Source organism: Oceanospirillum sanctuarii (genome assembly GCF_002150805.1).
In the GTDB taxonomy this organism is placed as follows: domain Bacteria; phylum Pseudomonadota; class Gammaproteobacteria; order Pseudomonadales; family Halomonadaceae; genus Oceanospirillum; species Oceanospirillum sanctuarii.
The window spans coordinates 1-23,010 of sequence record NZ_MTBA01000009.1 but is presented as its reverse complement, the minus strand read 5'-3'; the positions used below and the strand labels follow the sequence as shown (position 1 = coordinate 23,010).

General features: G+C 50.6%; 23 protein-coding genes. 7 read left to right on the top strand and 16 right to left on the bottom strand.

All coding sequences use genetic code 11. The features are described from left to right. Window positions 1-31 precede the first annotated feature (31 nt). From BV405_RS14385 to BV405_RS14350, 8 genes are all read right to left on the bottom strand, one after another. The gene (locus BV405_RS14385) at window positions 32-868 is read right to left on the bottom strand and encodes a LuxR C-terminal-related transcriptional regulator (RefSeq protein WP_086481589.1); all 837 of its coding nucleotides are present in this window, start codon (window positions 866-868) and stop codon (window positions 32-34) included. Between the two features lie 222 nt (window positions 869-1,090). After that, a complete protein-coding gene (locus BV405_RS14380) occupies window positions 1,091-2,014 on the bottom strand; it encodes a p-hydroxyphenylacetate 3-hydroxylase reductase component (RefSeq protein ID WP_086481588.1) in 924 nt (307 codons plus the stop codon). Between the two features lie 177 nt (window positions 2,015-2,191). After that, window positions 2,192-2,377 (bottom strand): hypothetical protein, encoded by a 186-nt coding sequence (locus tag BV405_RS14375; protein ID WP_086481587.1) that lies wholly within the window; start codon window positions 2,375-2,377, stop codon window positions 2,192-2,194. 100 nt (window positions 2,378-2,477) lie between these two features. Beyond that, entirely contained in the window at window positions 2,478-3,644 is a 1,167-nt protein-coding gene (locus tag BV405_RS14370) for a p-hydroxyphenylacetate 3-hydroxylase oxygenase component (RefSeq protein ID WP_086481586.1), read from the bottom strand. A 252-nt stretch (window positions 3,645-3,896) separates the two neighbouring features. Further along, entirely contained in the window at window positions 3,897-4,241 is a 345-nt protein-coding gene (locus tag BV405_RS14365; RefSeq protein WP_086481585.1) for an AzlD domain-containing protein, read from the bottom strand. Continuing rightward, window positions 4,238-5,104 carry an AzlC family ABC transporter permease gene (locus BV405_RS14360; RefSeq protein ID WP_086481584.1) on the bottom strand — a complete coding sequence of 289 codons (867 nt, stop codon included), beginning with the start codon at window positions 5,102-5,104 and terminating at the stop codon, window positions 4,238-4,240. Before BV405_RS14360 ends, BV405_RS14365 begins: the two co-directional genes overlap by 4 nt. Window positions 5,105-5,217: 113 nt before the next feature. Then, complete coding sequence (locus tag BV405_RS14355; RefSeq protein WP_086481583.1) at window positions 5,218-6,135, bottom strand: AraC family transcriptional regulator; 918 nt, start codon at window positions 6,133-6,135, stop codon at window positions 5,218-5,220. Between the two features lie 166 nt (window positions 6,136-6,301). After that, on the bottom strand, window positions 6,302-7,813 hold the full coding sequence (locus tag BV405_RS14350; protein ID WP_086481582.1) for a DUF3360 family protein: 1,512 nt from the start codon (window positions 7,811-7,813) through the stop codon (window positions 6,302-6,304). 308 nt (window positions 7,814-8,121) lie between these two features. On the opposite strand from BV405_RS14350, the gene BV405_RS14345 reads away from it, so the two are divergent. Both BV405_RS14345 and BV405_RS14340 read left to right on the top strand, forming a co-directional pair. After that, complete coding sequence (locus tag BV405_RS14345; protein ID WP_086481581.1) at window positions 8,122-9,141, top strand: hypothetical protein; 1,020 nt, start codon at window positions 8,122-8,124, stop codon at window positions 9,139-9,141. Between the two features lie 161 nt (window positions 9,142-9,302). Next, window positions 9,303-10,343 carry an adenosine deaminase gene (locus BV405_RS14340; protein WP_086481580.1) on the top strand — a complete coding sequence of 347 codons (1,041 nt, stop codon included), beginning with the start codon at window positions 9,303-9,305 and terminating at the stop codon, window positions 10,341-10,343. Here the strand turns inward: BV405_RS14340 and BV405_RS14335 are convergent. The 4 genes from BV405_RS14335 to BV405_RS14320 form a co-directional block, all read right to left on the bottom strand. Continuing rightward, window positions 10,340-10,576: a hypothetical protein gene (locus BV405_RS14335; RefSeq protein ID WP_086481579.1), complete on the bottom strand. Its 237-nt coding sequence runs from the start codon at window positions 10,574-10,576 to the stop codon at window positions 10,340-10,342. The genes BV405_RS14340 and BV405_RS14335 overlap by 4 nt on opposite strands. Then, window positions 10,576-10,986, bottom strand: coding sequence for an alternative ribosome rescue aminoacyl-tRNA hydrolase ArfB (arfB, locus tag BV405_RS14330; protein ID WP_086481578.1), 411 nt, complete (start codon window positions 10,984-10,986; stop codon window positions 10,576-10,578). Before arfB ends, BV405_RS14335 begins: the two co-directional genes overlap by 1 nt. Window positions 10,987-11,113: 127 nt before the next feature. After that, window positions 11,114-11,758, bottom strand: a complete 645-nt coding sequence (locus tag BV405_RS14325) for a hypothetical protein (protein WP_086481660.1) — start codon at window positions 11,756-11,758, stop codon at window positions 11,114-11,116. A gap of 48 nt (window positions 11,759-11,806) precedes the next feature. Continuing rightward, complete coding sequence (locus BV405_RS14320; RefSeq protein ID WP_245832342.1) at window positions 11,807-12,064, bottom strand: DUF3820 family protein; 258 nt, start codon at window positions 12,062-12,064, stop codon at window positions 11,807-11,809. Window positions 12,065-12,218: 154 nt separating this feature from the next. Between BV405_RS14320 and BV405_RS14315 the strand changes: the two genes are divergently transcribed. After that, window positions 12,219-12,908, top strand: a complete 690-nt coding sequence (locus BV405_RS14315; RefSeq protein WP_086481577.1) for a haloacid dehalogenase type II — start codon at window positions 12,219-12,221, stop codon at window positions 12,906-12,908. 268 nt (window positions 12,909-13,176) lie between these two features. Further along, window positions 13,177-15,222 carry a sensor domain-containing protein gene (locus BV405_RS14310; protein ID WP_140054626.1) on the top strand — a complete coding sequence of 682 codons (2,046 nt, stop codon included), beginning with the start codon at window positions 13,177-13,179 and terminating at the stop codon, window positions 15,220-15,222. A gap of 274 nt (window positions 15,223-15,496) precedes the next feature. Here the strand turns inward: BV405_RS14310 and BV405_RS14305 are convergent, their stop codons facing one another. Both BV405_RS14305 and mqo read right to left on the bottom strand, forming a co-directional pair. Next, window positions 15,497-16,009: a MerR family transcriptional regulator gene (locus BV405_RS14305; RefSeq protein WP_086481575.1), complete on the bottom strand. Its 513-nt coding sequence runs from the start codon at window positions 16,007-16,009 to the stop codon at window positions 15,497-15,499. Window positions 16,010-16,220: 211 nt separating this feature from the next. After that, window positions 16,221-17,771: a malate dehydrogenase (quinone) gene (gene mqo, locus BV405_RS14300; protein WP_281251697.1), complete on the bottom strand. Its 1,551-nt coding sequence runs from the start codon at window positions 17,769-17,771 to the stop codon at window positions 16,221-16,223. A gap of 484 nt (window positions 17,772-18,255) precedes the next feature. On the opposite strand from mqo, the gene BV405_RS14295 reads away from it, so the two are divergent. Continuing rightward, window positions 18,256-18,873, top strand: coding sequence for a LysE family translocator (locus BV405_RS14295; protein WP_086481573.1), 618 nt, complete (start codon window positions 18,256-18,258; stop codon window positions 18,871-18,873). Between the two features lie 105 nt (window positions 18,874-18,978). Here the strand turns inward: BV405_RS14295 and BV405_RS14290 are convergent, their stop codons facing one another. Continuing rightward, a complete protein-coding gene (locus tag BV405_RS14290) occupies window positions 18,979-20,430 on the bottom strand; it encodes a sensor histidine kinase (protein ID WP_086481572.1) in 1,452 nt (483 codons plus the stop codon). Window positions 20,431-20,434: 4 nt separating this feature from the next. Next, a complete protein-coding gene (locus BV405_RS14285; protein WP_086481571.1) occupies window positions 20,435-21,169 on the bottom strand; it encodes a response regulator transcription factor in 735 nt (244 codons plus the stop codon). A 283-nt stretch (window positions 21,170-21,452) separates the two neighbouring features. Between BV405_RS14285 and BV405_RS14280 the strand changes: the two genes are divergently transcribed. Then, on the top strand, window positions 21,453-22,049 hold the full coding sequence (locus BV405_RS14280) for a Spy/CpxP family protein refolding chaperone (protein WP_176330173.1): 597 nt from the start codon (window positions 21,453-21,455) through the stop codon (window positions 22,047-22,049). 353 nt (window positions 22,050-22,402) lie between these two features. Then, window positions 22,403-22,879, top strand: coding sequence for a hypothetical protein (locus BV405_RS14275; protein WP_086481569.1), 477 nt, complete (start codon window positions 22,403-22,405; stop codon window positions 22,877-22,879). Window positions 22,880-23,010: the final 131 nt, after the last annotated feature.

Genomic DNA, 23,010 nt, shown 5'->3' with positions numbered 1-23,010 from the left:
GCATTTACGAATCGCAGGCAGATGTCCAGCCCTAGGATGAACAAAGGGCAAACAGCTGAGCACGACTGCTGATACCCAGCTTTTCATAAGCGCGTTTGCGGTAGGTGATGACACTGCTGGGGGCGATATTCAGTTCGTGAGCCACCGCTTCGCTTTTCTTGCCCTGTAGCACCGCCTCACACACCTGTCGTTCACGATCTGAAAGAAACGCCAATGGCCCCTGACTGAGCTGAGACTGATTCATCTGATAGTGTTTACTGACGAGCAAACCCAGCAGCTGACCGATCGCCTGCTGCTGATCTGCCGGTATCACCTGATCAAAGTCGGATGCCCGACGATAAAGATTGATATAAAAGTTGCCCGCTTCGCTGCCATAAATCACCGAGAGCTTGTCCTGAAAGCCCGGCTCATCAAAGTAGCGTTTACGATAATTCGGCCCCATCTCCCGAATCAGATCCGCATACCGGATCAGGCTCACCTCCCCCGGCTGACTGCTTTTAAACAGCGGAAAATTCGGGTCTTCCAGATAACGGCGTTCGGTCACATAGGATTCCGCCAGATTCTTACCGGAGGCATCTTTAATAAAGTCTTTAAACAACAGAGTGCTGACCTTCTTGCCATCGGCACAGAAAAAGATCATGCACTGATCCGCCCCCAGCTCCTGATGCAGCCAGTTGAGAAAGGGCTCAAAAAAGCCCGACTCACCTAAAGCGCAGAGCAGTTGCAGCTGCCCTTGGGTCGGTTGCCAGTTGACCTTTTCATCGGATTCAGACGTGTGTTCAGGGAAGCTGTCAGAAGTGCGTTCAGCCAAGCCGTCAAAAGAGGGTTCGGAAGAGTCATTTGGGTTTGCAGCATCGTTAGCAGTCATGGTGTTTCTTATTTTGTGTTTTATGGGGTGGGATAAGCGAAACAGGATAGGAGAAATATCAGACACAAAAAAGCCCGGTATTCGGCACCGGGCAAAACAAGGTGAGAACAGCTCCAAAGAGACCGTTCCCCAGACACAATGAAGATCATCGATGCAACTCCCCGGGCTTTCCGGCAAACCGATGGCAAGGGCCGGAAAAGCTCAGGGTAAAACAAGGAAGGGTTAAACCGCTTCCAATACCTTACGGAAGGTTGCCAGCTCTTCTTCAGAGAATTGTCCGAAGACCTCTTTCTGACGTTCGTTGGCAATATTCCACAGGGTTTCTGCCTGTTCGACACCTGCGGTCGTCAGGCTCAGCTGGTCATCTTTACGGGCCAGCCACTCTTTACGGCACAGGGTTTCAACCGCTGCCTGCAGATCGTGATCCGGCATGCCGATACGCTCTTCCAGATCCTGAGTGGTCAGGGTGTCGAAGTCGTTCAGGGTCAGCAGCATACGGGCTTCAATGGTGCGCAGACCGGTCGCCAGCTGCATCGGCTGGTAACTTGCCTGATAGCGTTTTACCGCCTGCAGCATCTGGTAGTAGAGGTTATCCGCCAGACGCTTATCGTTTTTCGCCTGACCGGCATCAGAGGCTTCGGTCTCTTTCGGTTTAACACCGGCGTGAGGAATCACTGCGGAGTAAGCACCGCCATGATACAGCAGAGGCGCACGGCCAAAGTCATCATAAGCCACCACTTTACCGATCAGAATCCAGTGGTCGCCACCGTCAACTTTCTGGTAGTTCTCACACTGAAAACGTGCCGAGCAATCCTGCAGCAAAGGCGCATTACCGGCACCTTTCTCGTAATCGATACCCGCGAATTTATCATCGGATGGACGGGCAAAGTGGTTAGAAACAGGAATCTGATCCGCCGCCAGAATATTCACCGCGAAGTGGCTGGCGTTGTCGAACACTTCAACACTGCCGGAGTTCTTCATGATGCTCCACAGCACCAGAGGTGGCTCAAGGGAAACCGAGTTAAAGCTGTTAGCGGTTACGCCGGTCTGAACACCATCAGGAGTGCAGGCAGTGATAACGGTAACACCGGTGGCGAAGTTGCCCAGTGCGCGACGAAAATCCCGTGGGTCGAATTCAGTACTCATGGTTGTTGTCCTGTTCTTGCTTTTATTCTGTGAAGGGTCACAGGCCTTTGCATTAGGGCGAACTGACAGGCTGATGGGAGCTGAGCACCTGCCAGTTCTTTTTAGGAATAAGAAAGCCGACCAATGATGGTCAGGTGATCCCCGGTCTGTTTTAACCGGAACCGATATCAGAAGTGATCAGTTATAAGGCACCAGAAAAACCGCAGCTGAACTGGTCAGAGGCATACTGACCTGAGCTTCCAAGTGACCGGTTCCTGAGGGCGCAGAAACCGACGACTGCAGATCTCTCGTCCGATCTGAATAAGAAGGCCCGAAAGAGGAAGGCTGTTTCAGCAGCTGAAGTTTGGCCAGAAGTGTTTTCATGATGATCACCCCGTCAGAGGTTTCAGAACCCGGTCTGCCGGAGGAACAGCAGACCGGTTTTGCCCGGCTGAAGGGTGTCCCCCTCAGCCGGAGGTGATGCTTACAGCAGGGACGGATCAGGCTCCAGACCCAGCAGCTCACGGCCGATGATCTGTGCACATACGTCATAGTCAGTGTAAGCGTGAGCGGCAGTCATGTTGGATTCGCGCCACAGACGCTGAGCTTCACGGTCTTCATACCAGTTAGAAGCACCCATAACAGCCCACAGACGATTCACTGCTTCAACACACATTTTCACAGCGTAAGCCTGATTGGTACGCCAGTGTGCCAGTGTGTAGCGATCAGGATATTCATGACGCTCACCGTACTCTTTGTGCTCGTTCCAGGTTTTTTCCATAAATGCACGGGCAGCACACACCTGCTGATAAGACTCAGCGATACGCAGCATCGGAGGTACAGAACCATCAACCTTGGCACCTGTGTACGCACGGACACGGTTTTTGGTCAGGTCTTTGTAGACTTCGATCATGCGCTCAGCAACACCCAGACTCATGGAGGCAAAACCAGAAGCGAAGTACGGGCGGTACGGAGTATGGAAAATCTTGCTGTCCGGATACAGCTCACGACCGGCATGACGGCCTTCCATCATATCGCCTGCTGCCTGAATGCGGTGCTCAGGAACAAACACGCCTTCAATGCGGGCAGTCTTAGTACCGGAACCCTGCATGCCAACAGAGTACCAGTCGTCGATAATGGAGAACTGGCTGCGTGGAATAACGGCGAAGCTGTAAACTTTCTCGTCGTTAACGATGCGGTTCAGGCCCACAATGATCCAGTCTGCGTGGTCAACACCGGAGCTCCACTTCATATCACCAGTGAAGATGATGCCGCCTTCAGTTTCTTCATACTTACCAAATGGCGCGATAGAAGAAGAAGCCACTGCATCCGGGTTTTCGCCCCAGAACTCTTCCTGAGCTTCTTTATTGAACATCGCCATCTGATGGTTGTGGGTACACAGCAGGCTGTAAGCCCAGGCTGTTGAGCAGCAGGCACCAGCCAGCGCTGCGATACAATCGGTAAATTCCGGCAGGGAGATTTCCAGACCGCCGTATGCCTTCGGCAGGAATGCACGGTTCAGACCGATGCCGTGCAGCATGTCGATGTTCTCCTGAGGAACCTGACGCAGCTCTTCTGCTTTGCTTGCATTAGCGCGAATGGCAGGCAGGATTTCCTGCAGTTTTTCCAGCATAGGATTATTCTGTTTCATGAGATTGTACCCACTAATTGTTGTTGTAGTCGTCGGACGCAAACTGCTTAAGCAGCGCTTGCGCCGGGTAGAGAGGCAACGTCCCTTCAAATCCCTACCCTCTTTGTTGAATTTATTATGGACACAAGACTCATGGCTAAACATGACATTTTCTCGCTAAAAATGGGACTTTTCTCTTTCACTTCCCATCTCTAGCTCAGATCACTACCTCACAAACAGAAAAATCCACTACTCAGGCTTAAAGCCCGTGACCTACGCCCCGTGACCTAATAGCACCTGACTCAACAACACAAATCCCCCCATACCCAGTACCGTGGTCAGCAACACATTTCCGGTTAAACGGATAATCACAACGCAGAACAAAGCTGCGATGAGATAGGGATTGTCCCAGGCCAACCAAAGCTCGGGGGACTCAGAACCCGCCTGTTCCGGCAACAGCACCACGGGGGCTGCTATCGCGGTTAACACCGTAGGGGCTGAAAAGTGCAGAAAACGCTCTCCTTTAGCAGATAGCTTAATCGGCAGTTTCGGCTCCAGAAACAAATAACGGCTTAAAAAAACCAGTGCTGCCAGAATGCAGATAATCAGAAAAGTCATCGGGTTGGCTCCTCTGATGTTTCAGAACAACTAGAAGCTTCAGAAAAAGCACTCTGGGATTCACCTAACCTTTCTTCACCCGACATGCTTTCAGCTATCTGGTCAGCCAGATAACCCGCGCACATTCCACCCAGCGCAGCCAATGCTAAAGCACCGGGAACGACATACAGGTGCAACATGACCGACAGCAACAGGGCGACAAAAACCGAAATTGCCACCGGCCAACCGGTAATCTGAGGAACGACCAAGGCGATAAAGGTCGCGGCAACCGCAAACTCCAGCCCCCAATGACTCATCTGCGGGAAGTGATTGCCCAACAGGATTCCAGCCAGGGTTGCCAGATTCCAGATCAGGTAAAAACTCAGACCGGCTCCCAGTGCAAACCAGCGATCAAACTCAGGTTCTACGGCTGCAGATTTATCAGCGGATTTCTTCGCAGATGAACCCTGTTCAGATGGGCTCAAACCAGATGAAGACAGCGCAAAAAGTTCATCGGTCAGAAGGAAACCCAGCACCAAACGCCAACGCAGTGGCAAAGGGCTGATTCGGCTTCGCATCGCCACGCTGTAAAGCAGGTGGCGGGAAGTAATAAAGAACACCGTTACCAGGAGCGCCAGTAAACCCGCGCCACCACTTAACATACCGATCACCACCAACTGGGCGGCACCAGCGAACAAGATGGCCGACAGCGCCTGACTCTCCCAGAGGGTAAAACCCGCATCAATAGCCAGTGACCCCACCAGCACGCCCCAGGGCAATACCGCTATCGTCAGCGGCGACATCGCCAGCGCGCCACGATTAAAACGACTAAACGGACTGAGCGGATTAAGCCTGCCCAACCGACTGAAGGTATCTGGAATCATCACAACCTCTAAACGCACAAAGACAGAAAAAATGAGTAAATCGAGGTTTGAGATTAGAAGAATTGAGGGCGGGAAAACTTGGATAAAATTGCTCAGGTGGGGCAAAGGTCAGATCAGAAACCAAAACTCTGGCGGTACTGTTTAGGCGTCACGCCCATCGCTTTTTTGAAGTGGCGGTGCAGATGGCTCTGATCGTGGAAACCACTGCTTTGTGCAGCATCTGCCAGTGTCTGGCCTTTACGCAGAAACTGACGGGCAAGACGCAAACGCGCCTGTACCTGATAAGCATGGGGCGGCAGGCCAAAGGCTTTACCGAAAGCTCGAATCAGGTGATACGGGCTGAGGTTAGCCAGTTGTGCCAGATCTTCCAGAGAGATATCCGCTTCCGGAAAATCATCCAGAAACTCTTTCACCCGATGCAGCTGGGACTGCACTTTGGTTTGCGGGCCTTCCGGCAGACGGGAGCGACCGTGGCGGTGAATCAGCTTCACCAGAAAGGCATACATCAGACTTTCCCGCAGCAGCCGGTTATCTGAAGTTTCCAGTACCTCAAACAGCTGGCGGAATTGCGCTGCCAGTTCGGGGTCATGCACCACAGGTTCCGGGAAATAGGGTGTCACATCTTTGAAGCTGCCCAGCTCCGCGCAGACGCTGTTGAGCTGCTCCGGCAGCGGATACATCGCCTTGTACGCCCAGCCGCCATCAGCAGCGGAATGGCCGTTATGCACCTCATCGGCATTCACCAGAATGATGCTGTCCTGGGGGGCGATATGGTTACCACCGGTACGATAAAAACACTGCGCACCTTCCTGAATCACGCCAAGGGTGAAGCCTTCATGGCTGTGGCGGGAGAAGTTCTGCTTTTTATAACGGGCGTTCAGAAGCTCAACACCACCCAGCTCTGCAGCGGTATTGAATACGGCGCTCTCTTTATCAGGCAAATTGGCTTTCTCGGGCGAATTGGCTTTATCAGACAAATTGGCCTTTGTCGATAAATCAGCTTCTTCGGCCGGAATGTTCTCTTTAGTCATAAAAGCAGGTTTGCAGAACGAATGGTCGTTTCCCAACGGAGGTTGATTGAGTCTAACTCATACCCGAATAAGTTTTTTGTACAAAATTGCTCAGCAGACCGGTAAAAAACAGGCACAAAAAAGGCAGCCATCAGGCTGCCTTTTCAGTTTCCGTGGTCAACAGGGCTTAGCCCGCTGCCGACCGGAAGGATTCCACCATCGGCGGGATACCCGGCAGCATACCTACTGCGGCCATCACCACACAAAGAACCACGAAGGTGATGCATGGGATGATCCAGCGATCTGTGTGGCGCAGTTCACGACCACGCTCTTTGTCACCAATCAGACCTAGGTTATCCAGCAGCATGGTCAGAGACCAGCCAAATACCGGGTTAACAAAAGCAGAAGCAAACATCACGATACCCGCAGACTGAGAAGTCTTGGAGTCACGGGTCATCTGCATACCGGCTTCCAGCAGCGGCAGGAATACACCCACCAAGAGAGCAACACGCAGAACCGGAGGCCATACCGCCAGATCCATCGGGTAACCCCAAAGAGCTGCAACCACACACAGGATACCTGTCATGACCGCACCGGCCGGAATCGGACGCTTGGCGATCGCCGCAGGGATCATATAAGTCCCCCAGGAGGAAGCCAGGTTACCACCACCCATGGTACTACCGACCATCTGACGCAGAGACGCAACCGCCATGGTGTCGTCTACGTTCATCAGTACTTTTTCTGCTTTTTTCGGGTAGTTCAGTTCCTGGAAGACACGGTGACCGAGGAAATCCGGCGACCACATAGCAACCGCCAGCACAGCAAAAGGCGCTACCGCAATAAAGTGATGCAGTTCAGGCCAGCCCATCTGCCAACCGGTATCTTCACCCCACCAGTACGACGGATTCAGGTTTGGAATACCAGGCTCGGTGACAAACTCGAACGGTGCGCCCAGAGCCAGAGCGATCACCATGGCAAGACCTGAGCCCAGCGGGATCGACAACCAACGCATCTGAATACGTGCCAGGAAGGCATACATAAGTACCGTCGACAGGATCACCGCAAAGCCGACATAACCCATACCGATACCGTTTGCCCAGTCGAACAGTGCATTGACCTGACTGATCATACCGACAGCACCGAGGTAGATCAGAAGACCGCCCCGCACCCCTTCGCCGGTCAGTACCATCAGCTTACTGCCGCCTTTGGTAACACTGAGGAAGAGACCTAACAGTCCCACCATGACACCCAGCGCCATCGGGTGACCACCGGAGGCCACAATCAGCGGGATCATAGGAATCATAGGGCCGTGAGTACCGGCCAGGTTGGCATTCGGATTGAAAATACCGGAGAACAGAATCACGAACAGCAGGGCTGCGATCAGCATCTCAAAACGGACGTTTTCAATCACAAATTCAGGAGACAGTCCCATCGGTGCGGCGAATGCGGCAACAACAGCCGCCACCATCACAATTTTACCGATGGTTGCTGCCAGCGCAGGTACGAAGTCTTCCATTTCAAAGTGATAATCACGGAATGGCAGATTCAGGCCCCAACGCTTGGGATTCATAATGGTGAGTTCGTGCTCCAGATACTCCGCACGGGAGGAGAAGCTTTTACTTGGCTTACGTTGCGAGCGGTAACACGCGTCTGTTGTGTTGTCTTTAGACTCTTGCTCAGAGTGTACAGAATGTGTCATCGGGATCTTCTTTGTTGTGTTTGTTGAAAATGACAGCGCTTAAGTACGCAAAAAATCAGGTTAAAAAGTTCTTCCGTGACAACCTGTTATCTCCTACCGTTCAGTAGGCAGCGGGCAAGAATATGAAAATGACTCATTGGTCGCAATCCGACCTATGTCTTTGCGACCAAGGTTGCACAAAGCAGATGATCCGCACTCTTTTAATTAAGTCGATTCAAATATTTGAAAGAAATCTATACTCTGGAAAGGACTGCATAAAACATCGCAGCGCACCCTGAACACCAACAACAGTTAACTGGGGCAATGCCATGGCAAAACCGATTCCTTTAATCCTGCATCGTCTTCCGCTGATATCGCTATTCGCTTTGTTGCTGAGCAGCCTGATGCTGCTCTCCCCCGATATCAGCCGTGCGGATTCAGATAAGGCTTCCACCCAATCTTCACCACAACCTTCGACACAACCTTTGTCACAACCGTCTGCTCAGCCGGACAAACCCATGTTGGTGCTCTATCACCGCCCTGCGGATCACCCCGACGATAAGCGCCCTAACTATTTCACCGGTCTGTTACGTCTGGCACTGGATAAAACCGTGGAAGATTACGGGCCTTATATGCTCGGCCCCAGGGATGAACCTATCAATCAGGAACGCTCTTTTATGATGGTCAGCCAGAGCAAGCTGGATGTGACCTGGGGCATGACCAGCGGCATGCGGGAGATACGCACCCAGCCGATCCGCATTCCTCTGATGAAGGGTTTACTGGGCTATCGCATGATGCTGATTAACCGTAAACGGGCGGTTGAGCTTTCAACACTGGATACCAAAGAGGAACTGAACCGCTATGTGATGATTCAGGGCAATGGCTGGCCGGATGTGGCGATTCTGAGAAAGAACGGTTTTCCGGTGCGCACCCACACCCAATACGCAGGCCCCTTCGAGATGATGCGAAAGAATCGTGTTGATCTCTTCCCCCGAAGTATCGCCGAGGTCTGGCTGGAGCTGGAGCGGGATATCACCGATGGCCTGATGCTGAAAGAGGATCTGGTGCTGCAGTACGTTAGCCCCATCTACTTTTTTGTCCCCCTAGAGCGGGTTCATCTGGCAGAGCGGATCGAAACCGGTCTGGAAAGAGCGATCGCCGATGGGAGCTTTGACCACTATTTCCGCACCCGTCCGGAGCTGAAAAAAGCCCTTAATCTGCTCAACAATACCGATTACACCCTGATCAAACTGGAAGGCCCGGAACTGCACCCGAAAACACCGCTCAACCGGCCTGAACTCTGGTTTAAACCGGAGCGGGATGCTGCCCCTGCTGATACGAAAGAATGACTAAAAAAGTGATCTTAAAGGTGATTAAAACCACGATTAATAATCCACCAGAAAAACCGGCAGGGATTCGCTAGAATGCCCGCCCCCCGAAGATATAAATCGCGAAAGCGAATAGCGAATAGCGAATAGCGAATAGCGAATAGAAAAGAGTGGAGAAAGTTATGACACATTCCCGGACGGCTTCTGCCACTGACCTGAGCGCCCTGATTCAGGCTCTGCCCAAAGCAGAGCTGCACCTGCATCTTGAAGGTTCTTTTGAGCCGGAACTGATGTTCCGACTGGCTCAGCGCAACAACATCACCCTGAGCTACGACTCCGTAGAGGCTCTGAAAGCGGCGTATCAGTTCAACAACCTGCAGGAGTTTCTGGACCTTTACTATCAGGGCATGAATGTGTTGCAGACCCGTCAGGATTACTACGACCTGACCCGCGCCTATCTGGATAAGGTACACAGCCAGAATGTGCGTCACGTCGAAATCTTCTGGGATCCACAGGGGCATCTGGAGCGGGGTATCGACTTTGCCACTCAGATTGGCGGCATCCTGCAGGCGCTGAAAGAAGCCCGCAGTCAGAACGGCATCAGCTACCGTCTGATTATGTCTTTCCTCCGCCACCTCTCTGAAGAAAGCGCGTTTGAAACTCTGGAACTGGCCAAACCTTATCTGGATGAGATCTACGGTGTGGGTCTGGATTCTTCAGAAATGGGGCATCCGCCGGAGAAATTTGAACGGGTCTTTGAGGCCTGCCGTGAACTGGGTCTGAAGATTACCGCTCACGCCGGTGAAGAAGGCCCGGCGGATTATGTCTGGCAGGCGCTGGATCTGCTGCAGGTAGATCGTGTTGATCACGGCAACCGTTCGCTGGAAGATGATGCCCTGATCGAGCGACTGCGGGATTCTCAGATGGTGCTGACGGTGTGTCCGCTATCCAACCTGAAACTGCAGGTAGTGAAAGATCTTGGAAACCACCCGATTCCGACCATGCTGAAAGCCGGTCTGAAAGCCACCATCAACTCAGATGATCCGGCGTATTTTGGCGGCTATATGAATGAGAACCTGATTCAGCTGCAGCAGGCGGTAGGCTTAAGCGCCGATGATATCATCACCCTGACCCGAAACAGTATTGAAGGCAGCTGGGCAGAAGAAGCCCGTAAAAAGGAGCTGTTGGCAGAGCTGGATCGAGTGGTGGCTGAGTTTAACTAGCCAAACATCAGAAGCGGAAATTTATAAACGGCTGGCTTATAAAAAGGGCTGGCGGATAAACTGCTTTGCAGTGTATTCGGCAGCCCTTTCTCTTTTGCCTGAAGGCTTTGGGTTATCACCAGCTGTCTGAGATTGAGTTTCTGATCCGGGTTTGTCCTGAGCCTGTTCTTTCTTACCATCATTCTTTTTCTTGCCATCATTCGGTTAATCATCATCGTTTTGTCCGTTTTCATTACATCACCTTACCGCGCAGAGATTTAATCTGGCCGCGCTGATTCTTTTTATCCATCCGCTTGTTCTGTGAACTGCGACTGGGCTTGGTTGGACGTCGGGTTTTCTGAACCTTGGTGGCATCCAGAATCAGAGTCTTCAATCGCTCCAACGCGTCCTCCCGGTTCTTCTCCTGAGTGCGAAACTGCTGGGCTTTAATCACCAGCACACCCTCTTTACTGATCCGGCTGTCTTTCAGTGCCAAGAGGCGCTCTTTGTAGAACTCCGGCAGACTGGAAGCCCGTATATCAAAACGCAGATGGATCGCCGAGGACACCTTATTCACATTCTGACCACCGGCCCCTTGCGCCCGAATGGCCTGCAGTTCCAACTCCTCATCGGGAATGGAAACGGCATTTGATAGCTGTAACACCTGAGTGCTCCTTATCGCTGTTTATAGAGAACTGAAGAGCACAGAAAGCTCTGCACTCTTCAGCGGTGCGTACGATACGCCCTATAAGCGACAAGTCAATTCGTGATGGTGAGAAGCCAGCAAAATATCAGCTATCGGGAGCAGGTATCGCCCGCTTGCGGATATCCAGCCAAAGGGCGATCAGAAACCAGCCCGTGAGGAAAAGTGCCAGCACTTCCGGTGTTTCAGCGACATACATCACCTCATCACTTAAGAGTGCGGTTCCTGCGATCAACAGCAGGTAGTAAGGCAGGTTGATCAGGCCGGAGAGCCAGACCACTTTAAAGGGATGTCGGCTTGCCCCCTGGGCAAACATATAAAACGCCAAGGCATTGGTATGCAGCATCGCCAGCAGCAGGTTACGCAGGGAGTAATCCTGATGACCGCTGCAGGCAGGATCACCCCAAGCACGCCCCAGCCCGTAATTGATGCATGAACCCAAGGTCGCCGCTGACACCATCATCAGGGTCAGCCAGAGCATATCGCCAAAGTCGGGATCAGAGAGTACGACGATCACCACGGCAAAAAACTGACCGGGGAAGTAAAAACCCAGATAGATGATGGACTCTGCCAGAATAATCAACAGCAGTAACCAGCTTCGGCTATCAGCCAGATTGGCCTGCAGTTGGGTAAGAATCTCTTCCCCCGGTGGAATCCAGCCGAGACTGACCAGCACCGTCAGTAAGCTGAAGGCGATAATGGCAGAAAGGGGTAACAGTGAGTAATAACGCATAAGCATCTCCGTGGCTTATGCGTCTTACGAGCTGTCGGAAAAGCCGGATCAGTCGTCGAAGCGGTATTGGGTTTTCCGGGTAGGTTTCAGCGGGTCTAACAAACGATCCAGCCCGTGGATATGCAGTTCCAGCATCAGCGCCAGCAACTTACCCAACTCCCCTTTCGGGAAACCCTGCTTGCTGAACCAGAGCAGATAAGGCTCCGGCAGATCCGCCAGAATACGCCCCTGATATTTACCGAAGGGCATCTTCATCTGGGCGAGTTTCAGCAGGTCTTCCTGATCAAAGTTCAGCTCTGGCATCATGGTTTTGTTATTCCCTAAAGGTTTCCTAAGGTGCTTACAAACAGGAGGGCTATGATACGGTGATTACCCTTCAAGCTGAACCTGAAAAAACAGTCAGGGCTATGCTAGGCTGTTGAAAAACCGACAAAAGCAACGGCAGAGATACGAGGCAAGCATGTCACAAAAAACAGTTCTGGCTTTTGATGTTTACGGCACCCTGATCGACACTCAGGGGGTATTGGATGCCCTGCAACAGGTGATGGGTGATACCGCTCCCGCCTTCTCAAAACTCTGGCGGGAAAAACAACTGGAGTACTCCTTCCGACGTGGCCTGATGCGGGATTATGTCGATTTCTCTGTCTGCACCCGACATGCGTTGGACTTTGCCTGCCAGGCACTGAAGCAGCCCCTTGAAGAGGCGGTTCGCAACGAACTGATGGCAGTTTACAAAACCCTGCCCGCTTTCCCCGATGCCCTGGCAGGACTGGAAGCCGCCAAAGCAGCAGGACTGACCTGCTACGCCTTCTCTAACGGCAGTGCTGCCGCTGTGGAAGGTCTGCTGGCCCATGCGGGTATTCGGGACTTTTTCGCAGGGGTAATTAGCGTTGAGGTTCTGCAAACCTTCAAACCTAACCCGGATGTTTACCAGCATCTGCTGAATACCGCAGAGGTTAACGCCGAAAACGCCTGGCTGATCTCCGGCAACCCCTTTGATGTGCTGGGCGCACTTAACCACGGCATGAAAACCGCTTGGGTTAAACGCTCTGACGAAGCGATCTTTGATCCCTGGGGGCCGGAGCCGACTATTGAAACTAGCAGTATTATCAACCTTGTAAATCAATATAAACAAAAATACAAAAAATAATATCCCAAAAAACATAGCCTAAATATACTCCTATATTCTTTAGCATAAGATGCTAACCCAACGTTATCTGGTAATATTCCTGTAACAACAACAGAATATTTTATCTACCGATCAAATAGCCCACCAAACTTAGAACAAAAACTCCAAGAATGTTTGATTTTGTCAGTAGAAATTAGGGTTCCCCCTAATTCTTTATTGGCATCCGTCATGTAGGATGCCCAAAATTTCACAAGCAGCATATTAATCACTGTATTAATGGAGTAAGAAGTTGAATCAAGCTCAAAGAATGTCAGCCCCTCTATATGAGCTGGGATCTGTTGCAATGGTCATGGATCAGATGGACATGGGCTTTATTCACATTCATCTTGATAATAATATTTCTATTATTTCTTTTAATGATAAATTTAATTCAATTGCAAAAAAATATAACAAGTCAAAAAGTGAGCTATCTCTCTGGTTTTCTGATTTGGAAAGAGAAAAAATCGGAAACCTTATCAACAACCAGGACAATGCCTCAGTATTTGAAAGCGAAGAAAGACTAGACGATGGTAGCTTGTTAAAACTGGAATGGGCTATTAAGTCTTCACACTCAAATTTTGCCATCCTTGCCGTGAGAGATATTAGTTGGAGAGAGAAATATAAAGACCAGTGGCTACTTTTTGAACGTATATTCCACTCCAGCCATTCATCTGTAGCGATAACAGATGCAAATAACAGAATAATAAAAGTAAATAAGCGCTTCGAAGAACTATCTGGATACAGATACGAAGAAGTTATCGGATTTGATCCTGGTTATTTTAGCTCTGGAAGACAAGATAAAGAGTTCTACAGAAATCTTTGGCACAGCCTGATTAATGACGGCTTCTGGTCTGGAATAATCTGGAACCGAAGAAAAGATGGTCGTGAGTACCCCGAACAAAAAACGATATACACCGTTAAAAATGATGAAGGTGAAATTACCAATTATTTTTCCTCCGGTACGCCGGTACTTTACGACGATGTCACATCACTGTCGGCATCGCTCGCACCATGCCAAAGCCATAGCATCTTAGGTCAGGAGGGCATCATTGGGAGAATCAATGAGCATCTCAACAAGCAAAAAGATGCAATTACCGTCTTCTATATCGGTATAGATAAAATGAATAAGCTAAACCGCCACGGCGGTATAGCTTTGGGCGATCACGTTATTAGAACAACCCTTTCCAGGCTAACAGATACATTTACACCTAAAGGACTTATTGCACGATCAGTTGGTGACGAATTTATAGTTGCAGCACCCTACATTTCAACACCGGATCAAGCAGCATCTGTTTCACAGCACCTGCTGGAGACGCTTCGGGATAGTGTCGAATACCAGGGAATTGAATGGAAGTTTACGGTTAGCATCGGAATAGCCATTGCTCAGAAAACGGATCGGCCTAAAAACATTATCGAATCTGCTCACATAGCAATGCACCATGCAAAGGAGCAAGGCGGTAACTGCTCGCAGTTTTTTGATCTTCAAATTCAGCAGGAAGCCAATGATAGTATTCTGCTGGAACACGAGTTACACAACGTCCTATACAAAGGCGAGCTGTCGCTGCATTACCAACCCATAATCAATGCAAAAACTGGTGATATTTTCTCTGCCGAAGCCCTGCTCCGTTGGAACTCCCCAAAATTTGGGCAAGTCCCCCCGGACCGCTTTATTCCTCTGGCCGAGCACTGCGGGATTATCAATGACCTCGGATTCTGGGTGGTCGAAGAGGTTTGCCGGCAACTTGCAAGATGGGGTGATCATTATAAGGGCAGTATTGCAATCAACCTCTCAGCACAACAACTACAACATACAGAATTGGCTGAACACCTGAAAGCAACACTGAAATCTTTCAATATTCCTATAAACAGGATCTCTCTAGAAATTACTGAAACGGCGATGATTCATGATGCACAATCCGCCATCTCAGTTGTGAAAGACCTTAAAACTGCAGGTTTTTTACTTTCTATTGACGACTTTGGTACAGGCTACTCAAGCTTGAGTTACCTGACAGGATTCCAACTCGACAAGCTGAAAATTGATCGCTGCTTTATTAATAAAATGATGACCGAATCTCAGGATCAATTAGTCACCAAAGCGATTATCAATCTGGCCAAGAGTCTCGGCATGAAGGTTGTAGCCGAAGGAGTTGAAGATAATGAACAACAACAACTGCTGTGCGAACTGGGGTGTGACTACCTACAGGGTTATCTGATCAGCAAACCGCTTACCAATTATGACTTTTACCAATTTATTGCATCCCAAAACCTTCTAACCGATATGGAAATGGTTTCATAAAATGAAAAAATGCTCTCTTTCAAGATCAGTTGAACTTTGCGATGAGTTATTTTCTACCATGGAAACAATTCAGAAATCTCTCGAGGCCAGAAGAGCTAACATGAGACAAAACACGGGTAAGTTACTCAGCAAACGAACCCGCAATTTAAAAACATCACCCGATCTTAACCAAAAATTTAATCAGTCTTACCAACATTCTCTGACAACCGGGGTGCACTCACTACCGAAGAAAGCATCCTAAAAAATGGAGGCTTAGCCTCCATTTCTTCTTCACTCAAAAGCCTCTGATTCTCTGAATCTCTTCCTCAGCGATACCGAGGGATTCCAGAAACTTCTGATGCTCTTCCGGCTCCATCTGTTCAAAGGTCTGATGCCAACGGGTCATGGCATCTTCATCAAATCCTGCGGCTTGCATAATGGCGACCCAACGTTCTTTCGTCACGTTATTTTCCTCCAGTAGTTCCGGTTCCTGCAGCAGGGCGACAATGCCTTTCTGCTGCTGTCTGAGCTGACCGATCTCCTGCTCCAGCTGCTGAAAATGCTGTTTCAGCAGCTGTGCCTGAGCCTGTCGGTCATTAAGTTCCAACAGCTGGTGAATATCGCTGACAGCCAAGCCATAGCCACGATAAGCCACAATGCTCTTCAGTCGGTTCTGCTCAGCGTCACCGTAATAGCGGTAACCGCTTTCAGAGCGCAACGCCGGTTTCAGCAAACCCTCGCGCTCGTAATAGAGCAGAGTTGATCGTGAGATTCCGGCCTGTCGGGCCAGCTGAGTAACAGTCAGCATAAGTTCACCTGTTTACTGTGGAGGCTTAAGCATCAGCCCTGAACCTGTAGACGGGTCAAATTAAAAATGGGAAGAAAATACAATAACGGCAACTAACCCGTATAACAGGCTAATGGAAAACATCGATACGGATGCAGAAAAGCAGGCATAAAAAAACGGCAGCCATGGCTGCCGTTTTTTCGGGTCTAAACCTAACGCTTGGGGCCGGAGCTTATGCTTCCTGCGCCTGTTGCTTCTCAGCTTTATCCAGCTGCAGAGTTGTCAGAGTACGCTGACGAACCTCTTTCAGAAGCTCAGGATTGTCTGCCAGAGTGTGGCCATAAGATGGCACCATCTCTTTCAGTTTTTCCTTCCAACCGTCATTTTCCATACGGTCTTTAAAGCACTTCTCGATAATACCGATCATGGTATTTACAGAAGTGGATGCACCCGGAGAGGCGCCCAGCAGTGCTGCCAGAGAGCCATCAGCAGTAGTAATCGCTTCAGTACCGAATTCCAGCTTACCTTTGCCCTGCTCATCTTTCTTGATGATCTGAACACGCTGACCTGCCATAGCCAGTTCCCAGTCATCATCCTGAGCTTCAGGGAAGAAGTTACGCAGAGAGTCACAACGGGCGCTGTGAGACTGACGTACTTCACTGATCAGATACTTGGTCAGATCCATGTTGTTCATGCCCACAGACATCATCGGCATCAGGTTATCCGGACGGATGGTGCTGACCAGATCGAACATAGATCCCTGCTTCAGGAACTTGGTGGTGAAGCCGGCAAACGGACCAAACAGCAGTGCTTTCTGACCGTTGATAATACGGGTATCCAGGTGCGGAACCGACATAGGAGGCGCACCGATCGGAGCCATGCCGTAAACCTTAGCCATGTGCTGCTCAACAATCTCTGGCTTCTTACAAACCAGCCACATGCCACTTACAGGGAAACCGCCGTAGCCCTTACCCTCTTTAACATCAGATTTCTGAAGCAGAGGCAGAGCACCACCACCGGCACCCAGGAAGACAAAACCAGCATTGATTGTCACATTGCTGCCATTTTTATCTTTTAACTTAACGTTCCAGCGGCCATCTTTAGCTTTGTCGATATCCTGAACGTTGTGGCTCAGCAGCAGCTCAAAACCGTCCTGCTTCTGCAGGTGGTCGACCATGTTGCGAGCAACGGAACCAAAATCAACATCGGAGCCGTAGCGAACACGGGTCGCAGCAACTTTTTCGGAAGGATCACGGTTCAGCATCACCAATGGCATCCACTGGCGAATCACGTCGTGATCTTCAGAGTATTCCATGTCCTCGAAAGACTGTGATTTGCTCAGGGTCTGATAGCGGGTACGCAAAAACTCAACATTCTTCTCGCCCCAGACAAAGCTGCAGTGTGGCGCAGGATTGATAAATTTCTCAGGGGAAGGGAGTGCCTTCTGTTCCACAAGGTAGGACCAGAATTGCAGGCTGACCTCAAAGGCCGAGTTGATTGCGAAAGCTTTGGTAGTGTTTACGCTGCCATCAGCTTGCTGAGGGGTATAGTTCAGCTCGCAGTATGCGGCGTGGCCGGTACCGGCGTTGTTCCAGCCGTCGGTACTTTCGTGCGCCACGTGGTCAAGGCGCTCTACCATAATCAGGTTAATGGAGGGATCCAGCTGCTTCAGCAGCATGCCCAGGGTCGTGCTCATCGCACCGGCCCCTACTAGCAACACATCTGCAGTTTTTGCGGTCATAGAGCTTTGCCATTCGTCATATTGTTGGGATTGAACCGACACCAGAAATCAGCTTTTGGCTTCTCTGCCCGCATGCTAAGCAGTCAGTCAGAGTCTCTGGATATCCCTTTTTAGTTATAATCTGGGGTACGCACCAACTATCTACAGGATCAGATAATTACTGCGACATTTTGTCTACAATACCCCGTGGATGGCGCAGAATTATACGGATTCTGACTGAAAAGTCTTGAGCTAAAACCGCTAAATAACTTATCAATTGGGCGAATATTACCTCTAAAGTCGTAGCGATCTGCCCTTGTATTTAACTGATACCATCCTTTTGACAAATTGATCCCGTTACTGGGTCTTTTTGCCCTGCAGCATTATTAGCTGCATCGCACAAAAAAGATAGCTTCAATCCTGAAACAACCTTTACAACCTCTACGGTGAAACCCAAAATACAGATCTTAGCCCTGCGCATTAGCGCATCGCTCAGTGATATTTCCTGCAACTCTCCTAAATCTCTATTTCCCGCAAGGATCTCGCTATGTCTTTTGAAAGCGCACTGACCTTTTTTATCGCCATCTTTATCTTCGGCATCACCCCCGGCCCCGGCGTATTTGCCATTCTGGCCCGCGGTATGATGTTCGGTTCCCGCAGTTGCCTGCCCATGTCCGTAGGTATGATTGCCAGCGATATTATTTATCTGGTTCTGGCCTGTCTGGGTCTTGCGGCGGTTGCGGAACACTGGGGCGGATTGTTTACAGTTATCCGTTATGCCGGTGCCGCGTACCTGCTTTATCTGGGTTATAAAATGTTCACCAGCAAACCGGATCTGAGCCAACAGGGTAATGCAGGGGCTGACCAGGGTATCCTTGCCGGTTTTATTCAGGGCTTTCTGATCTCCGCCTCTAACCCTAAGGTGATCCTTTTCTATATCGCCTTCCTGCCGACCTTTATGGATCTGACAGTACTGACCACACAGGATATCTGGCTGGCGGCCGGACTGACTTTTGTTGCTCTGCTGGCAGGCCTGATGCTGATCGCAGGTTTCGCCGCCTGGGCCAGCAAGATGCTCCGCTCCGAGCAATCGGTGAACCGCCTGAACAAAAGCGCCGGCGGTATTATGATGAGTGCCGGTGTTTATCTGGGGCTGAAGGGTTAAGTAAGGGTAAAAGAAGGACAAAGACACACTTAACCGTCGAATCGCTACAAAGAAAAAAGGGGCTGATGCTTAAAGCATCAGCCCCTTTTTTGCATCAGACTGGCATTAAACCGGCAAACGTACCGATAACTGAAGACCACCCTCGGGATGATTCTCTGCTTTCAAAGTGCCACCCAGACGCTCAACAGCACGGCGGGCGATACTCATACCAAGACCATAGCCGTCTCCGTGACCTCCGGTGCCTCTGACAAAGGGGGTAAAGAGTTCTTTGAGCAGGTCATCGCTGATACCTTCACCATGATCCCGCAGCCGAATCAGTAGCTCGCCGCCCTGTTGACGGGCGGTCAGTTCCAACAGGCTATCTTCCGGGGTGTATTTCAGGGCGTTGCCGATGCCGTTTCTGAGAGCCCGCGCCAACAGATCCCGGTTCAGATTCAGGTGCAGGGTCTCCGGTTCAATTTGAACGTTGACCGGACGCTCCGGTTGACTGAAGCTCAGGTCACTTACCAACTCATCAAACAGCTCTTTTACAGCAAACCGATCGCCCTCTTTCTGCGCACTTTCCAGACGGCTGAAGGAGAGAATCTCTGCGATCAGGCCATCAAGGCGTTCGCACTCCCGGTTAATCCGTTGCGCCAGCGTACTGCCCTCTCCCAACTGCTGCTCCGCAAGGCCTGCACTGACCTGCAGACGAGCCATAGGCGCGCGTAGTTCGTGGGAGACATCCTGCAGCAGACGCTGCTGGCTTTGCAGTGTGCGTTCTACATAGTCAGCCATCTGATCGAACTCACGGGTCAGTTCGCCCAGCTCATCCCGGCGTTGGCTCAGCTTGCGGGAAGCACGGGTACTCAGATCCCCCTGATGATAGATCTGCTTAACGTGCTCGCTCAGCTGCCGGATCGGGCGAATCAGCATAAAGCTCAGAATCAGAGCTGAGATAGCCGCAACCCCCATCACCATAATCATCTGGATAGAAAACAGATAACTGGCAAAGCGCTCTTTATGCCGCAGAGGGGGTGGCAGCTCGACCATCAGGCGATATGCCTGCCCGCTATCGGAAGTGAGATCCAGGGCAAAGGCATCCAGAGGTGCAGGACGTCTGTGGCCGGTAATCTGATTGATATTCACCCCGGTCGAATCTACCTGATAGAGCCAGATCGGTGGCTTTGGTGGTGGATTGTAACCGTGATCAGGCGGCGGAAAACGCCCCCCCTCACGATCATCCCTCCAGCGCTCTTCACGACGTTGACGCTCAAGGCGATTGCGCTCTTCCCGTGTGAGATAAAAACGGGTCAGTCGATCCGGCATTTCCCATAAAAAAGGCTGTTCAATCATGCTTCCATCTGGCTCTACAACCGGATTACGGCTTGTGCCATTGGCTTCATAATCCCGGATCAATTCCAGTGCCTGATCCTTAAACTGGGTTTCGAACAAGTGACGCCAGCGATCCTGATCATCACGGCTGGCCAACACCAGAAACACGCTCGACATCGCCAGTGAGCTGATCAGCCAGATGGTACCGAAGATTTTCCAGAACAGGGTGTTAAACCGCCACATAATGCTAGCCCTGAACCTGATCAGCGGTATAAACAAAGATATAACCCTGCCCGCGAACCGTCTTGATCATCTCCACGGATTCGCCCCCCGCCTGCTCAAAATAAGGTGCCAGTTTCTGACGCACACGGCTGACATGAACATCAATCGCACGGTCGTAAGCGGTAAGATCACGATGCAGTACCCAGCGGGTCAGCTGTTCTTTACTTAAAACCTGTCCTGCGTGCTGCATCAGATACGCCAGCACATTGAACTCGGCACTGGTCAGCTCCAGAAGCTGATCCGCAACGCGGGCATCACGGGTTGCCGGATTCAGACTCAGAGCGCCGATGACCAACGGCTGCTCCGGTAAACGCCCTTCCACAGGAGCCTGAGGCGACATACGACGCAATACCGCACGAATCCGTGCCAGCAGCTCTCTTGGATTACAGGGTTTGCCCAGATAGTCATCAGCCCCCATCTCAAGTCCCAGAATTCGATCGATCTCATCACCACGACCAGTGAGCATAATCACCGGCAGGGTAATACGGGGGCGGATCTGCTGCAGAAGCTCAAGCCCGGTTGTACCGGGCATCATGATATCCAACACCATCAGGCTATAACTCTGACTCTGTAACTTTTCCAGCGCCTGCTGTGCGTTGTAGGCGGAATCAACCCGATAACCCTCAGCACTCAGGTATTCCGTCAGCAGGCTGCAAAGTTCTTTATCGTCATCGACCAGCAGTAATCGTTCATTGGACATAGGGTTACCTCGGTAAGGGCTGTTTAACTGCTATTTAACAAATAGGGGGTTAAATACGGCGAAACGCATTCAAGTCAAAATCTTAAGCCTATGATACTGCCTTTGGCTGGCGCAGTAAGGCTTCTCCCCTGTTATCCGATCAGGTTTTACCTAACTTTACACCGGTGTGTGACAACTTTGCGCAGCCAAAGCCCATACTGCATCCATCGAAAGCAAACGCCCATGACTGAGCGGAATAAAACCGCCACCAAGGGCGACTCAACATCTGATGGAGATGATCAAGATGACTGTAATGAAAAAACTATCTCTGCTGAAAAACATGAAAAGCAAAAAATCACTGGCACTGATTGGCTCAACTCTGGCAGCCCTGACACTCAGTGCTGCGGTTTCTGCCCATCAAAATGATCGCGGTGAAGGCTACCACCGCTTTGGTGGCGATCCGGAACAGCGCCAACAGATGATGGAAAAACATTCTGAGCGTCGAATGGAAAAAATGAAGCGCTATCTGGAGCTGACCGACGATCAGGTGGCACAACTGAAAACTCTGTTTGAACAGCACAAATCTGAGAAAGAAGAAGGTGCATCACCTAAAGCCCTGCATCAGGCCATGCGGGACCTCGACCCAACCGATAGCGACTATCAGAACAAGGTTAACGAACTGATCACAAACGCCCAGAAACAGATGGCAGAGCGCATGCAGGCGCGAGCGACCATGCGTCAGCAGGTTTATCAGTTACTGACACCAGAGCAACGCATCAAGATGGAACTGATGGAAGATATGCGTCACTCCATGCGTGATAAGGGTCACAAAGGAAAACACGACCATCACAAAGAGATGCGCCCTATGCCTCGGCCGGATACTGAAGCCTCAGAGTCCTGATCAACGGCCTGCTTTTCTCAGACGGCAACGCCATTTGAGAAAAGAGGATAACCCTTTAAAAGCGGCAATTTAATGCCGCTTTTTTTATATCTCTTTGCACAAAACCGGGAGCTTACGGCCTGAGCCTTTTGTAAAGAAACTGCATTATCTCTTTACAGTGCAAAGAAACGTTAAGAAAGAACAAGTCACGTTAAGAGAGCTAAACCTTTGTTTCGTTTTACAAATCCGGCACTGGCATTGCTCTTACCCTCTTGCCGTAACCCAGAGCTCTTTGCCAAAAAGCGGCAAGACAAAACGGCATGGTTTGCTTTTAAACGACCCGTTCCAAAAAAGCTCAATTTAAGGAGAGACCTATGAGTATTAATAGTGTTCAGAGTATTGGACAGAGCCAGATGCACGAGATGCGTAAACCACCTTCCCCGGAGGAGATGGCAGAACGCATGGCGCAATCCGTTGAGGATGGCGATATCGATCTGGACAGCCTGGTTGCTAATCTGACAGATCGTTTTGGTGAGGAAGCAACCGGCATTGTTGCCGAAGATGGCACTCTGAATGTGGAAGCTCTGACTGAGCTTTTGGCGGCTAACGCCCCTGAAGGCCCAGGTATGGGTGGCCAACCTCCTGGTGGCATGGGTGGAATGCCTCCTCCACCGCCACCACAGGGCATGGCATCTCCTGAAGAACTGGAAGCTAAGTTAGTGGAAGAGTATGGCGAAGAGGCGGCATCTGCGGTTTTCACCGAAGATGGCATCGACTTTGAAGCCCTGAAAAGTCTGCTGACCAGTAGCGAAGCTCAGGAAACCGGCTTCCTGCTGGATGTTGAAGGCTAAAAGCAAAAACGCAGGTACGGATTCCGGTCCGTACCTGCGTCGCTCTCAATACCTAACAATCAAATCACGGTAAGCTCTAATACTTTTCTGATCTGTACTCTCCTGATCTGTACTCTCCTGATCTGTACTCT